Below are 14,942 nucleotides of genomic sequence, written 5' to 3'. Positions count from 1 at the left end.
CCCCTGGGCGGCCCCCCCTAGGCGGGCCCCCCGATCCGCATGCGCCTTGCCCTGACCACGTTGCCGGCAGGACGCATCCGAATCCGGTATCTCCTACAAAACTCGACTCCCGACGCCGAAGATGCGCGCCATTCTGCCAGCAGAAGTGCTGTTTGACGGCGAAGCGCCGCCCGCCATCCTGCCCGCATGCGACCACTACGCGGGCAGTGAGAAGCTGATGCTCAAATCGCTCGCGCTGCAGCAGCAGTTGGGCCCGGTATTCGACATCACGCTCGATTGCGAAGACGGCGCGCAGGTCGGCCGCGAGGCCGAACACGCTGAACTCGTGGCGTCGCTCATCGGCGGCGAACACGACCGCTTTGGCCGCGTCGGCGTGCGCATCCACGATTTCCATCACCCGCACTGGCGCGACGACGTGCGCATGATCCTGCGCGCCGCGAAGCGTGCGCCGGCCTTCATCACCCTGCCGAAGATCCGCGCCGTGGGCGACGCCGCCGAAATGACAGCATTCATCGAGGCCACGCGCGTCGAGATGGGCATCGACAAGCCTATTCCCGTTCAATTGCTCGTCGAAACGCATGGCGCGCTCGCGCGCGTGTTCGACCTCGCCGCGCTGCGCGGCGTCGAGTCGCTGAGCTTCGGGCTGATGGACTTCGTCTCCGCGCACGACGGCGCGATTCCCGACACGGCCATGCGCTCGCCCGGACAGTTCGACCACCCGCTCGTGCGCCGCGCGAAGCTCGAAATCGCGGCCGCGTGCCACGCGTTTGGCCGCGTGCCCTCGCACAACGTGAGTACGGAAGTGCGCGACATGGACGTGGTGGCGAACGACGCGCGCCGCGCACGCAACGAGTTCGGCTACACGCGCATGTGGAGCATTCACCCGGCGCAGATTCCCGCGATCGTGGCCGCTTTCGCGCCGCGCGAGGAAGAAATCGTCCTGGCCGCCGAAATCCTGCTGGCCGCGCAGTACGCGCAATGGGGTCCGACACGCCATGGCGACACGCTGCACGACCGCGCGAGCTACCGCTACTACTGGTCGGTGCTGCGCCGCGCGCGCGCCACGGGCCGCGCCGTGCCGTTCGACGCGGCGCCGCTGTTCGCGCCGGGCGTCGATACGCCGGGCGTCGATACGCCGGGCGACCTGACGCAGGAGTCGGCCTGATGCACGCCGCGAACGGACGCCGAAAACGTTTTCAACGTATTGCGCCACGGCAACGAAACGGATCTCGCGCCGCATAGCGCAGCGACGGCAGTCACGGACAGTTACAGGCAGTTACTTGCGAACCAAGACGCAAACAACACCGGGCCGGAGAAATTGAAGTTCATGGCGATAAATAGGTGAAAATAGCGTCCGCTGCGTGCTTTCGGGGCGCGCGCAGTGCAAACGGCGGTTGCCTGTTCAACCGCGCACTGATCAACCGCTTTTAGATAGATAAAGGTTTGACACTCATGAAGAAACTGCTGATCGCCGCTGTCATCGGCACCCTGTCCTCGACGCTGATGCTGGCCGCCACCGACGCCGCCGCACAAGGCACGTCGACCACGACCGCCAAGAAGCCGGCTCCGAAGCATCGCATCATCAAGCGCAAGGCCAACCCGGCCAAGGAAGCGAAGGTCGATCCGGTCCCGGAGGGCTCGGAGCACTGGAGCTGCGCTGAAGGCGCACAGTTCGACCTGAAGGGCGACATGGCGCGTGACCAGATCGTCACCGTTCACTGGGCGAACAAGAACTACAACCTGCCGCGTCAAGTTACGACCACGGGCGCGGACCGCTTCCACGACGCCGCCACCGGCCTCGACCTCGTCGTGATCCCGACGAAGGCCATGCTGTTCTCGGACAAGGACAGCTCGCGTCTGGCCGACGAGTGCAAGACTGTTGCAATGCAGCAAGGCGCAATGGCGCCGACCCAGGCTCAAGCGCTGAACCCGGCGAACCGCGCTCCGGCAGCCGCCAGCGGCGCCGCGGGCCAGTAAGGACCGCAGGATCGCCTCGATGTCCGCCCTGATCTCCAACGTCAGGCCGCAGCCGGACCAGGTACTGGTCGATATCGTCGACTATGTGCTCGGCGGGTTTGCCAAAGACAGGGTTGACAGCGCGCTCGCGCTGACGACGGCCCGGCATTGCCTGATCGATACTCTCGGCTGCGGACTCGAGGCGCTCTCCTACCCCGCCTGCACCAAGTTGCTGGGACCGATCGTGCCGGGCACGATCGTCCCGCACGGCGCGAAGGTGCCGGGCACGCCATTCCAGCTCGATCCGGTTCAGGCCGCGTTCAACATCGGCGCGATGATCCGCTGGCTCGACTTCAACGACACATGGCTCGCCGCCGAATGGGGCCATCCCTCGGACAACCTGGGCGGCATCCTCGCGACCGCCGACTGGCTCTCGCGCACCGCCATCGCTCAGGGCAAAGCGCCGCTCACCATGAAGCACGTGCTCGAAGGCATGGTGAAGGCGCACGAGATCCAGGGCTGCATTGCGCTGGAAAACTCGTTCAATCAGGTCGGTCTCGACCATGTGCTGCTCGTCAAGCTCGCCTCGACCGCCGTGGTCGGACAAATGCTCGCGCTCACCCGCGACGAGCTGATCAACGCCGTTTCGCTCGCGATGGTCGACGGCCAGTCGCTGCGCACCTACCGCCACGCGCCCAATACGGGCTCGCGCAAGTCGTGGGCCGCGGGCGACGCCACCTCGCGCGCCGTGCGCCTCGCGCTCATGGCGAAAACGGGCGAGATGGGCTATCCCTCGGCGCTCACGGCAAAAACCTGGGGCTTCTACGACGTCTCGTTCAAGGGACAGCCGTTCAAGTTTCAGCGCCCCTACGGCACGTATGTCATGGAAAACGTGCTGTTCAAGATTTCGTTCCCCGCCGAATTCCACGCGCAGACCGCCGCCGAAGCCGCGATGACGCTGCACGGCGTGCTCGCGCAGCAAGGCAGGACGGCTGGGGACATCAAGCGCATCACCATCCGCACGCACGAAGCGGCCATCCGCATCATCGACAAGAGCGGCCCGCTTGCCAACCCGGCCGATCGCGACCACTGTATCCAGTACATGGTCGCCGTGCCGCTGATCTTCGGCCGCCTCACCGCCTCCGACTACGAAGACGACATTGCGAGCGACCCGCGCATCGACGCGCTGCGCGCGAAGACGGTATGCGTGGAAGACCCGCAGTTCACGAAGGATTATCACGATCCGGACAAGCGCTCGATCGCGAATGCGCTCACCATAGAGCTCATGGACGGGACGACGCTCGACGAGGTCGTAGTCGAGTACCCGATCGGCCATAAGCGGCGCCGCGAAGAAGGCATTCCGCTGTTGATCGAAAAGTTTCGAATCAACCTCGCGCGCCGCTTCCCCGCGAAGCAGCAGCAGGCGATTCTCGATGTCTCGCTCGACGAACCGCGGCTTTGCGCCCTGCCCGTCAACGAGTACGTCGACATGTATGTGATCTGAGCAATCAGGCAGGTATCCGTGACAGCAGCAAACGAGCAGTAAGCGTTATTTCCGCGATTAAACGAAGGAAAACACTATGGCCCACAATCTCCACAAAACGCTAAAAGAATTCGACAGCGGTTCCGGCAAAGGCAAGTTCTACTCGCTGCCGCAACTCGGCAAGCAGCTTGGCGTGAAGATCAATCGTCTGCCGGTCTCGATCCGTCTGGTGCTCGAGTCTGTGCTGCGTAACTACGACGGCAAGAAGATTGCGGAAGAGCACATCGAGCAACTCGCGAACTGGAAGCCGAACGCCTCGCGCGTCGACGAAATCCCGTTCGTGGTCGCCCGCGTCGTGCTGCAGGACTTCACGGGCGTGCCGCTGCTCGCCGACATCGCCGCCATGCGCGGCGTGGCCAAGCAAGTCGGCCGTGACCCGAAGGTCATCGAGCCGCTCGTGCCGGTGGATCTCGTCGTCGACCACTCGGTCCAGATCGACTACTTTCGCCAGAAGGACGCGCTCGACCTGAACATGAAACTGGAATTCCAGCGCAACAACGAGCGCTACCAGTTCATGAAGTGGGGCATGCAGGCGTTCGACACGTTCAAGGTCGTGCCGCCGGGCATCGGCATCGTCCACCAGGTGAACCTGGAATACCTCGCACGCGGCGTGCACAAGAAGGCTGAAGGCGCCGATACCGTCTACTACCCGGACACGCTCGTCGGCACCGACAGCCACACCACGATGATCAACGGCATCGGCGTGGTGGGCTGGGGCGTGGGCGGCATCGAAGCGGAAGCCGGCATGCTCGGTCAGCCGGTGTACTTCCTCACGCCTGATGTGGTGGGCGTCGAACTCAAGGGCAAGCTGCGCGAGGGCTGCACGGCCACCGACCTCGTGCTGACCATCACCGAAATGCTGCGCAAGGAGAAGGTCGTCGGCAAGTTCGTCGAGTTCTTCGGCGAAGGCACGGCGTCGATCGGCGTGCCCGACCGCGCGACCATCGGCAACATGGCGCCGGAATACGGCGCGACGATGGGCTTCTTCCCCGTCGACGAAAAGACGATCGACTACTTCGAGGGCACGGGCCGCACGGAAGCTGAAATCGCGGCATTCGCGAACTACTTCAAGGCGCAGGATCTCTTCGGCGTGCCGAAGGCCGGCGACATCGACTACACGAAGACGCTCGTCCTCGACCTCGGTACGGTCGCGCCGTCGCTGGCCGGTCCGAAGCGCCCGCAAGACCGTATCGAAATCGGCAACGTGAAGTCGACCTTCACGGACCTGTTCTCGAAGCCGGTCGCGGAAAACGGCTTCAACAAGAAGGCCGCCGACCTCAGCGCCGAATACGCGGCGGGCGACAAGGTCAAGCTGCACAACGGCGACGTGTTGATCGCCGCGATCACGTCATGCACGAACACGTCGAACCCGAGCGTGCTGCTGGCCGCCGGTCTGCTCGCGAAGAAGGCCGTGGAAGCGGGCCTGACGGTCGCGCCGCACATCAAGACGTCGCTCGCGCCGGGATCGCGCATCGTCACGGAATACCTGACGAAGACGGGCCTCCTGCCGTACCTCTCGAAGCTCGGCTTCGAACTCGCGGCGTACGGCTGCACGACCTGTATCGGCAACGCCGGCGACCTGACGGCCGAACTGAACGAATCGATCGTCAAGAACGACGTCGTCGCGGCTGCGGTGCTCTCGGGCAACCGTAACTTCGAAGCGCGTATCCACCCGAACATCCGCGCGAACTTCCTGGCCTCGCCGCCGCTGGTCGTCGCTTACGCGATCGCGGGCAACATCACGCGCGACCTGATGACGGAACCGGTGGGCAAGGGCAAGGACGGCCGTGACATCTACCTCGGCGACATCTGGCCGACGAGCGACGAAGTCAACGCGCTGCTCAAGTTCGCGCTCGATCCGGACGCGTTCCAGAAGAACTACAGCCAGCTCACGAAGAAGGGCGACCTGTGGAGCAAGATCGAGGGCGAAGAAGGCCAGGTCTACGACTGGCCGAAGTCGACCTACATCGCCGAGCCGCCGTTCTTCGGCAGCGATTTTTCGATGACGCCGTCGTCGTCGGTGGCCGAAGTCAAGGGCGCGCGCGCACTGGGCATCTTCGGTGATTCGGTCACGACCGACCACATCAGCCCGGCTGGCTCGATCAAGGAAGACTCGCCCGCAGGCAAGTGGCTGAAGGAAAACGGCGTGCAGAAGGCCGACTTCAACAGCTACGGCTCGCGCCGCGGCAACCACGACGTGATGATGCGCGGCACCTTCGCGAACGTGCGTATCAAGAACCTGATGATCCCGGCGAAGGCCGACGGCACGCGCGTGGAAGGCGGCCTGACGATCCATCAGCCGAGCGGCGAACAGCTCTCGATCTATGATGCAGCGATGAAGTACATCGACGCGGGCACGCCGACCATGGTGTTCGCAGGCGAAGAGTACGGCACGGGCTCGTCGCGTGACTGGGCAGCCAAGGGTACGCAGCTGCTGGGCGTGAAGGCCGTGGTCGCACGCAGCTTCGAGCGTATCCACCGCTCGAACCTCGTTGGCATGGGCGTTCTGCCGCTGCAGTTCAAGGGTTCGGACAGCGTCCAGTCGCTCGGCCTGACCGGCGAAGAAACGTTCGATGTCGAAGGCCTGACGGACGACTTCAAGCCGCAGCAGGATCTGACGCTCGTGATCCACCACAAGGACGGCAAGGATCAGCGCGTGCAGGTGCTGCTGCGCATCGACACGCCGATCGAAGTCGACTACTACAAGCACGGCGGTATACTGCCGTTCGTGCTGCGCTCGCTGCTCGCGGCGTAAATACGCAGTTTTTTGCAGGTGCCGCGCCCGGCAACGGGTGCGGTCACACTTGGAGCCCGACGCAAGTCGGGCTTTTTTTTCGACTGGGCTTTGGGTCGGGCTATTCGATCAGCTTGTTCAACGTCGCAAACTCGATCAGCGCCGCAAGTGACGACACGCCGAGCTTGTCCAGCACGCGGGTCTTATAGGTGCTGACGGTTTTATCCGAAAGCCCGAGCCGTGCCGCGATACCCTTGTTGCTCAAACCGCGCGCGAGATACTGCAGGACTTCGACTTCGCGAGGCGACAGCCCGTTGAGCGCCACGTCGCGGCCGCCGCCGCAGCTGCCCGCCGGGAAGCAGTCGTAGCCGAGCAATACCGCCTTGACCACACCGCACAGTTCCTCCACACCGCGATTCTTGTTGACATAGCCGTTCGCGCCCGCGATACGCGTGTGATTGGCCATCACCAACTCGGGCTTCGCAGAGAGCACGAGAATGCGCGCGCCGGGCTGGTGCGCGCGAATGCCGCGGATGACGGAAAGGCCGTCGAGCTTCGGCAACTCGAGGTCGAGAATCACCAGATCGGGACGCAATTCCTGGACGAGGCGAAGGCCCGCTTCGCCGTCGCTGCATTCGCCCACCAGTTCGTACTGCGTATTCAGCACATTGGCGAGCATCTTCAGCACAATCGGATGGTCGTCGATGACAACGACGCGTTTCATTATTTGTTCCATGGTGGCGTGATTTGTTTGTCCCTTCAGCGTGAATCTCACAGCCTGACCGACCTGCCAGTCTTTTTGTATAGGAAAGTTCTGAAAGAACCCGAAAGGAACTGTCGCAGGGTTAACCCACTGCGCGCGCAGTTTGAATTTAACTAATGCGTGAATTAAAGTAGAACGATGATCGCGCGCACCCGCACCGCTCCTGCTGCGCCCCGCCCGCGCGGCCGGCGCCGCGCCGCCGCCGACCTCGACATGCGCGAGCGGCTGCTCGCCAGCGCCACGCAACTGTTCGGCGAGCAGGGCATCGCGGCCACCACCATGGCTCAGATCGCCGAGGCCGCGGGCGTGACGTCCGCCATGGTTCACTACTACTTCACGAACCGCGAAAAGCTGCTCGACGCCGTGGTCGAGGAGCGCATTGCGCGCTCGATCGCCTTCGTGTGGGAGAGTGTGGACAGCACCGAGGGCGATCTCGCGCAAGACCCTCACGCGCTCGTGGAGGAACTGGTCGCGCGGCTCTTCGACGTCACCTCGCGCATGCCCTGGCTGCCGCCGCTCTGGCTGCGCGAAATCGTCAACGAAGGTGGCCTGCTGCGCGAGCGCATGCTCAAGCGGCTGCCCACTGAGCAGTTGCAGCGCTTTGCCGCGCGCGTCAGTGAGGCGCAGCGCGACGGCAACGTCAACGCCGAACTGGAGGCGCCGCTGCTGTTCATCTCGATTCTCGCGCTCGTCATGCTGCCGCTCGCCACTTCGAAGCTCTGGCAAAGTGTGCGCGGCTTTCCGAAGATCGAGCGCGAGGCGCTGCATCGGCATGTGAGCGCGCTGTTGAGCGCGGCCTTGCGGCCTGCGCCGCAGGACACGCGCGCGCGCCGCACGACGGGCCCGACGGCAAGCCGCAAGGAGGACGCGTCATGAAGCGCCGCCTTGCCGGCATATGCGTCGCGGCGCTCGTGCTCGCCTCATGCTCCAGGCATGGACCGGCTGGCTGGCAGGGCTATGCCGAAGGCGAGTACGTCTACCTCGCGTCGTCGCAGTCGGGCACGCTCACGCACCTCGAAGTGCAACGCGGGCAAACCGTGGCCGCCAATGCGCCCGCCTTCGCGCTCGACTCCGTCGAGGAAGCGGCCGCGCGCGACGAGGCGCAGCATCGCCTGACGGCCGCACAGCAGCAGCTCGCGGACCTCCAGACCGGCAAGCGTCCGCCCGAAGTGCGTGTGACCGAGGCGCAGCTCGCGCAGGCCGAGGCGAACGCGCGCAAGGCCGGGCTCCAGCTCACACGCGACGAGGCGCAACTGCGTGCAGGCGGCATTGCGCAGGCGCAGCTCGACGACTCGCGCGCGCAGGCCGACTCCACGGCCGCCCAGGTGCGCGAGCTGCAAAACCAGGTGCGCGTGGCGAATCTGCCGGGACGTACCGCGCAAATCGCCGCCCAGGCCGCCGACGTCGAGGCCGCGCGCGCCTCGCTCGCACAGGCACAGTGGCGGCTCGACCAGAAGCGCGTGAGCGTGCCGAGCGGCGGCCTCGTCTACGATACGTTGTTTCGTGTGGGCGAGTGGGTGCAGGCGGGCAACCCCGTCGTGCAGATGTTGCCGCCGCAGAACGTGAAGGTGCGCTTCTTCGTGCCGGAAACGATCGTCGGATCGCTCGCGCCGGGCCGCAAGGTGAACGTGCGCTGCGACGGCTGCGCCGCCCAGGTGCCCGCCACCATCACGTGGATTTCGAACGCCGCCGAATATACCCCGCCCGTCATCTACAGCAACGAGAACCGCGCGAAGCTCGTTTTCATGATCGAGGCGCGGCCTTCCGCACAGGACGCCGTGAAGCTGCACCCGGGCCAGCCGGTCGAGGTGACGCTGCAATGAGCACACCTGATCGATCTGCCGGCGACTACGCCATCGACGTGCGCAATCTCAACAAGCGTTTCGGCAACAAGCATGTCGTCAACGACGTGTCGCTGCGTGTGGCGCGCGGCGAGATATTCGGCTTTCTCGGCCCGAACGGCAGCGGCAAAACCACGTCGATCCGGCTCATGTGCGGGCTGCTCACGCCCGACTCCGGTTCAGGCACCTGCCTTGGCTACGACATCCTGCGCCAGAGCGCACAGATCAAGCGTCACGTGGGCTACATGACGCAGCGTTTCTCGTACTGGGAAGACCTGACGATCCGCGAGAACCTCGACTTCGTTGCGCGCATCTACGAGATGCCGAACCGCCGCGAAGCCGTCGATCGCGCACTCGAATCGCTCGGGCTCGCAAGCCGCGCGAGCCAGCTCACGGGTGCGCTTTCGGGCGGCTGGAAGCAGCGGCTCGCGCTCGCGGCCTGCATGCTGCACGAGCCCGAATTGCTGCTGCTCGACGAACCGACCGCGGGCGTCGATCCCACCGCGCGCCGCGACTTCTGGGAGGAGTTGCACCGGCTCGCCGCGCGGGGCATTTCGGTGCTCGTGAGCACGCATTACATGGACGAAGCCGAGCGCTGCCACAAGCTCGCCTATATCGCCTACGGCAAGCTGCTCACGCAGGGCACTGCCGCCGAGGTGATCGCCGAACAGAATCTCGAAACGTGGGCGATTCATGGCGAGCGGCTGAGCACACTCGCCGCGCAGTTGCGCGACGCGCCGGGCATCGACCAGACGGTCGTGTTCGGCTCCGCGCTGCATGCGAGCGGACGCGATCATGCCGCGCTCGCCAGAGCGGTCGAGCGGGCAGTGGAAGGCCAGCCGCTGCGCGCGGAGCGCATCGACACCGGTCTCGAAGATGTCTTCATCTACCTGATGAGCCACGCTCAGGACAATTACGGAGTCACGTCGTGAGCGCGTCGTTCCCGTTTTCCGTGGCGCGCTGGTGGAGCATCGTGCTCAAGGAGTTCCTGCAGCTCAAACGCGACCGCATCACATTCGCGATGATCGTCGGCCTGCCGATCATCCAGCTCACGCTGTTCGGCTATGCGATCAACACCGACCCCAAGCATCTGCCCACGGCCATCGTCGTGGGTGAGGACAGCGTGTTCGCGCGCAGCTTCGTCGCGGGCATGCGCAATTCCGCCTATTTCGATGTGATCGAAACGCTGCCCGACGAAGCCTCCGCGCGTCATGCGCTCGCGCGCGGCACGGTGCAGTTCGTGCTCAGTATTCCTGTCGATTTTTCGCGGCGCCTGCTGCGCGGCGAAAGACCCTCGCTGCTCGTCGAAGCCGACGCTAGCGACCCCACTGCCATCACCACCGCGCTCGCGGCGCTGCCCGGGCTGGTCGCTCCCGTGGCCGCGAAGGACCTCACCGGCCCGCTCGCGCACTTGAACGGCTCGCCCGCCGCGTTCGACGTGCAAGTGCACCGGCTCTACAACCCCGAGGGCATCACGCAATACAACGTCGTACCCGGCCTCATGGGCGTGATCCTCACGATGACGATGGTGATGATGACGGGCCTCGCCATCACGCGCGAGCGCGAGCGCGGCACGATGGAGAACCTGCTCGCCACGCCAGTGCTGCCCATCGAGGTGATGACGGGCAAGATCATTCCGTACGTGGCGATCGGGCTGATCCAGGCGACCATCATCGTGCTCGCCGCGCGCTACGTCTTTCACGTGCCGTTTGCGGGCGGTCTCGTCACGCTCTATCTTTCGGCGCTGCTGTTCATCGCCGCGAATCTCACGGTGGGCATCACGCTGTCGTCGCTCGCGCAAAACCAGTTGCAGGCCATGCAACTGACGATGTTCTATTTCCTGCCAAGCCTGCTGCTCTCTGGCTTCATGTTCCCGTTCGGCGGCATGCCGCGCTGGGCGCAGTGGCTCGGCAATCTGCTGCCGCTCACGTATTTCAACCGGCTCGTGCGCGGCATCCTGCTCAAGGGCAACGGCTGGACCGACCTGTGGCCCGCGGTGTGGCCACTCGCGGTATTTACGGTCGCGGTCATGGCGATCGCCGTGCGCTTTTACCGGCGCACGCTCGACTAGCGCGACGCACATGACCATGAAGCGCGACGCCGCCCTTGCCTGCCTGCTTGTGCTCATTCTCGCGGGCTGCACCGTGGGTCCCGATTTCCACCCGCCCGCCGCGCCCGATGCCACAGGCTGGACGCGCGAGCCTGTGCCGACGTCCACCGCCAGCGCCACCGGGCCCGGCGGCGGCGCGCAGACCTTCACGGCCGCGGAACACGCTCCAAACGCATGGTGGATACAGTTTGGCAGCGCGCAGTTGAACGAACTCGTCGATCAGGCCTTGCGCGCGAGCCCCACGCTCGACTCGGCGCGCGCCAGGCTCGTGGAAGCGCGCGAAAACTACAACGCGCAGGCCGGCGCGACGAACTTTCCCGCCGTGGATCTGAAACTTTCCGGCACGCGCCAGAAGGTCGATCTCGCCGCTTTCGGCATTACGCAAGTGCCGAACCCACCGCCGTTTACGCTTTACAACGCTTCGGTCAGCGTCTCGTACGTATTCGACTTGTTCGGCGCCAACCGTCGCGCGCTGGAATCCACGCTCGCGCAAGTCGATTATCTGGCGTACGAAATGGAGGCCGCGCGACTTTCAGTGGCCGCCAACGTGGTGTCCACCGCCATCCGCCGCGCGTCGCTGCAACGCCAGATCGACCTCACCATGCAACTCGCGCAGACGCAGGCGCGCCAGCTCGCTATCATGCAGGCGCGCCTTGCTGCCGGCGGCGTAGCGGAGATCGACGTGCGCAGCCAGCGCACCCTGCTCGCGCAAACGCGCGCCTCGCTGCCACCGCTCGAAACGCAGCGCGAGGCTGCGGAGCATCAGCTCGCCACCCTGCTGGGCGTCGCGCCTGCGCAGTTCGCCGCGCCGCTCGACGCCGTTTCTCTCGATACCCTGCATCTGCCCGATACGGTTGCGCTCACTGTGCCTTCCACGCTGGCGCGCGAGCGGCCCGACATACGCGCCGCCGAGGCGCTGCTGCACCAGGCTGGCGCGAACGTGGGCGTGGCGACGGCGAATCTCTATCCGCAGATCTCGCTCTCGGCGAGTATCGGGTCGGAGCGCACGCGTATCGAGGACATCATCAGCGGGCTGAACATCTGGAACGTCGGACTCGGCCTCACACAGCCGCTGTTCCATGGCGGCGAATTGCGCGCGAAAAAACGTGCGTCACAAGCCGCCTATGAAGCCGCTTTTGCCGACTATCGTCAGACGGTCCTGCAAGCGCTGCAGCAGGTCGCCGACTCGCTCCAGGCGCTCCAGAACGATGCGACCGAACTGCAGGCGCGCGACGACGCCGCTCGTGAGGCACAGGCCAACGCGGCGATCGCACAAACGCGCTACAAAGCAGGCGGCGTGAGCGAGTTTTCGTTGATCGATGCGCAACGCCAGGCACTCCAGGCAACGCTCGACCGCTCGCGCGTTCATGCGGATCGGCTAACCGACACCGCGGCGCTCTATCAAGCGCTTGGTGGCGCCCCACTCCCCGGCGCAGCGCCGCCTGCCCAGGGCAACGACACGTCGGCGCCCGCCGCGCCCGCCGCGCCCGTTCGGTAGACTGGCCGCCCCACACGGCAACCGGCACCCTGTTGCGGCAACCATTCGTTTCCTTTCGCTTGCGCCGCACGTGCGCGACAATGACCCTCCCCCTGCTCCATCCGAAACGAGAGACACGTATGAACCAGGCATCGCTGTCCCCCGCAAGACTGTCGCCCAACGATCTCGTCGCGGCCGACGCACTTCAGCTTTCGGAATGGATACGCCTGCGCAAGGTGTCCTGCCGCGAAGTGATGAGCGCGTTTCTCGACCATATCGAGCGTGTGAATACGCCGGCCAACGCCATCGTCTCGCTGCGCGAGCGCGCCTCGCTGCTCGCCGAGGCGGGCGTTCGCGACGCCCAGCTCGCGCGAGGCGAGTACCTTGGCTGGATGCACGGCATGCCGCAAGCGCCGAAGGATCTCACGGCCACGGCCGGCATCCCGTACACGCAAGGCTCGCCGCTGTTCCGCGACGAAGTGCCCGCAACCGATTCCCTGATGGCCGCGCGCATGCGCGCACAGGGCGCGATTTTCATCGGCAAGACGAACACGCCGGAATTCGGCCTTGGCTCGAACACGTACAACACGGTCTTCGGGACCACGCTCAACGCTTACGACCTCACGCGCAGCGCGGGCGGCAGCAGCGGCGGCACGGCCGTCGCGCTTGCGCTGCGCATGCTGCCCGTGGCGGACGGCAGCGACATGATGGGGTCGCTGCGCAATCCCGCCGGCTGGAACAACGTGTTCGGCTTTCGTCCCTCGCAAGGCCGAGTGCCCTCCGTGCCCGCGCACGAACTGTTCTTCCATCAGCTCGGCTACGCGGGCCCGATGGCCCGCACTGTGCCCGACCTCGCGATGCTGCTTGCCACCCAGGCGGGCTACGACGCGCGCGCGCCGCTTTCCATTGCCGAAGATTCTGCGCAGTTCACGGGTCCGCTCGAGCGCGACTTTGGTTGCGCGCGCATCGGTTGGCTAGGCGATTACGACGGCTATCTGCCCATGGAAGACGGCGTGCTCGCACTGTGCGAAACGGCGCTCAAGGACTTCGAATCGGTGGGCTGCAAGGTCGAAGCCGCACGCCCCGACTTCGCCATGGAGCGCGTGTGGCAAACGTGGCTCACGCTGCGCCATTTCTCGTGCGCGGGCACGCTGGGTGCGCTCTATCGCGACACGGAAAAGCGCGCGCTGCTCAAGCCCGAAGCACAATGGGAAGTGGAAGGCGGCCTGAAGCTCTCGGGCGAAGACGTGTGGAACGCCACGGTCACGCGCAGTCAGTGGTACAACGCGCTGCTCGCGCTCTTCGAGCGTTACGACTACCTCGTGCTGCCCAGCGCTCAACTCTTCCCGTTCGACGCGAGCGAGCAATGGCCGAAGTCGATCGCGGGCCGCACGATGGATACCTATCACCGCTGGATGGAAGTCGTGATTGGCGGCAGTCTCGCGGGGCTGCCGGTCATCAGCGTACCGGCGGGCTTCAATGCGCAAGGCCTGCCGATGGGGCTGCAGGTGATCGGCAAGCCGCAGGCGGATCTCTCGGTGCTGCAACTCGCCCACGCGTACGATCAGGCCACGCAGTGGGTCAAGCGGCGTGTGCCGACTCTGCTTCAGGCGTAACGCGCTGAAGCAAAAAGGCAGCGCCGCGGCGCTGCCTTTTTCCATCGACATCTCACGCCATCACGCCTTCACCGCGCGCGCCGCATTTCTGCCGCGCAGCCATTCGAGCGCGAGTAGCAGACAGGTGGAGAACACGATCAGGATCGTTGCGAGCGCAGCGATCGTCGGGCTGATGTTCTCGCGGATGCCCGTGAACATCTGGCGCGGCAAGGTGGTCTGGTCGGCGCCCGCGAGGAAGAGCGTGACGACGACTTCGTCGAACGACGTGGCGAACGCGAACAGCGCACCCGAAATCACACCCGGCGCGATGACGGGAAGTGTGATGCGGAAGAACGTCGTGACCGGACTCGCCCCGAGCGAAAGGCTCGCACGCACGAGATTGTGATTGAAGCCCTGCAGCGTGGCCGCGACCGTGGTCACGACGAACGGCACGCCCAGCGACGCGTGCGCGAGGATCAGCCCGAGATACGTATTGGCGAGGCCGAGCGGCGCGAAGAACAGATACATGCCCACGCCCACCACCACCACGGGCACGATCATCGGCGAGATGAGCACAGCCATGAGCAGCGCCTTGCCGCGAAAATCGGCCTTTGTGATGCCAATGGCCGCGAGCGTGCCGAGGACGGTCGCCACGACCGTGGCGGCGGGACCAACGATGAAGCTGTTTTTCGCGGCCATGCGCCATTCGTCGGACATCACGAGGTTCTCATACCAGCGCAGCGACCAGCCCGGAATCGGATAAACCAGGAACGTGCTCGACGAAAACGACAGCGGCACGATCGCGAGCACGGGCAGGATCAGATACAGTAGCGTGAGCACGACGAGTGCGCGCAGCGCGAAGTACCACACGCGTTCGACGGCCGACGTATGCGGCGCAAAAAGCGGTTTGGCGAATTTCATGG

The 14,942-nt window shown here is 65.1% G+C and carries 12 protein-coding genes; 10 read left to right on the top strand and 2 right to left on the bottom strand.

All coding sequences use genetic code 11. The annotated features are described in order from the left end of the window. Positions 1-121 precede the first annotated feature (121 nt). The 4 genes from M3I56_RS26435 to acnA all read left to right on the top strand — a co-directional run bounded on the left by M3I56_RS26435 (position 122) and on the right by acnA (position 6,254). A complete protein-coding gene (locus M3I56_RS26435; protein WP_254356448.1) occupies positions 122-1,165 on the top strand; it encodes a CoA ester lyase in 1,044 nt (347 codons plus the stop codon). A 287-nt stretch (positions 1,166-1,452) separates the two neighbouring features. Continuing rightward, positions 1,453-1,977, top strand: a complete 525-nt coding sequence (locus tag M3I56_RS26430) for a hypothetical protein (protein WP_254319745.1) — start codon at positions 1,453-1,455, stop codon at positions 1,975-1,977. Positions 1,978-1,996: 19 nt separating this feature from the next. Beyond that, the gene (locus tag M3I56_RS26425) at positions 1,997-3,460 is read left to right on the top strand and encodes a bifunctional 2-methylcitrate dehydratase/aconitate hydratase (protein ID WP_254356447.1); all 1,464 of its coding nucleotides are present in this window, start codon (positions 1,997-1,999) and stop codon (positions 3,458-3,460) included. 76 nt (positions 3,461-3,536) lie between these two features. Beyond that, positions 3,537-6,254, top strand: coding sequence for an aconitate hydratase AcnA (gene acnA / locus M3I56_RS26420; RefSeq protein ID WP_254356446.1), 2,718 nt, complete (start codon positions 3,537-3,539; stop codon positions 6,252-6,254). 100 nt (positions 6,255-6,354) lie between these two features. On the opposite strand, the gene M3I56_RS26415 is transcribed toward acnA, so the two are convergent. Further along, the gene (locus M3I56_RS26415; protein WP_254356445.1) at positions 6,355-6,957 is read right to left on the bottom strand and encodes a response regulator transcription factor; all 603 of its coding nucleotides are present in this window, start codon (positions 6,955-6,957) and stop codon (positions 6,355-6,357) included. A gap of 177 nt (positions 6,958-7,134) precedes the next feature. Between M3I56_RS26415 and M3I56_RS26410 the strand changes: the two genes are divergently transcribed. From M3I56_RS26410 to M3I56_RS26385, 6 genes are all read left to right on the top strand, one after another. Further along, positions 7,135-7,872, top strand: a complete 738-nt coding sequence (locus tag M3I56_RS26410) for a TetR/AcrR family transcriptional regulator (protein WP_254356444.1) — start codon at positions 7,135-7,137, stop codon at positions 7,870-7,872. Next, complete coding sequence (locus M3I56_RS26405) at positions 7,869-8,819, top strand: HlyD family secretion protein (protein ID WP_254356443.1); 951 nt, start codon at positions 7,869-7,871, stop codon at positions 8,817-8,819. The genes M3I56_RS26410 and M3I56_RS26405 overlap by 4 nt, the downstream gene beginning before the upstream one ends. Beyond that, the gene (locus M3I56_RS26400) at positions 8,816-9,769 is read left to right on the top strand and encodes an ABC transporter ATP-binding protein (protein ID WP_254356442.1); all 954 of its coding nucleotides are present in this window, start codon (positions 8,816-8,818) and stop codon (positions 9,767-9,769) included. The genes M3I56_RS26405 and M3I56_RS26400 overlap by 4 nt, the downstream gene beginning before the upstream one ends. Further along, positions 9,766-10,908: an ABC transporter permease gene (locus M3I56_RS26395; RefSeq protein ID WP_254356441.1), complete on the top strand. Its 1,143-nt coding sequence runs from the start codon at positions 9,766-9,768 to the stop codon at positions 10,906-10,908. The genes M3I56_RS26400 and M3I56_RS26395 overlap by 4 nt, the downstream gene beginning before the upstream one ends. A gap of 10 nt (positions 10,909-10,918) precedes the next feature. Then, positions 10,919-12,445, top strand: a complete 1,527-nt coding sequence (locus M3I56_RS26390; RefSeq protein WP_375541793.1) for an efflux transporter outer membrane subunit — start codon at positions 10,919-10,921, stop codon at positions 12,443-12,445. A gap of 119 nt (positions 12,446-12,564) precedes the next feature. Continuing rightward, positions 12,565-14,040: an amidase gene (locus M3I56_RS26385; RefSeq protein ID WP_254356440.1), complete on the top strand. Its 1,476-nt coding sequence runs from the start codon at positions 12,565-12,567 to the stop codon at positions 14,038-14,040. Between the two features lie 60 nt (positions 14,041-14,100). On the opposite strand, the gene M3I56_RS26380 is transcribed toward M3I56_RS26385, so the two are convergent. Next, entirely contained in the window at positions 14,101-14,940 is an 840-nt protein-coding gene (locus tag M3I56_RS26380) for an ABC transporter permease (protein WP_254356439.1), read from the bottom strand. Positions 14,941-14,942: the final 2 nt, after the last annotated feature.

Source organism: Paraburkholderia sp. CNPSo 3281, assembly GCF_024206515.1.
Classification (GTDB): Bacteria; Pseudomonadota; Gammaproteobacteria; order Burkholderiales; family Burkholderiaceae; genus Paraburkholderia; species Paraburkholderia nodosa.
Note: the sequence above shows the minus strand (reverse complement) of the source record. Positions and strands in the feature narration are given on the sequence as shown.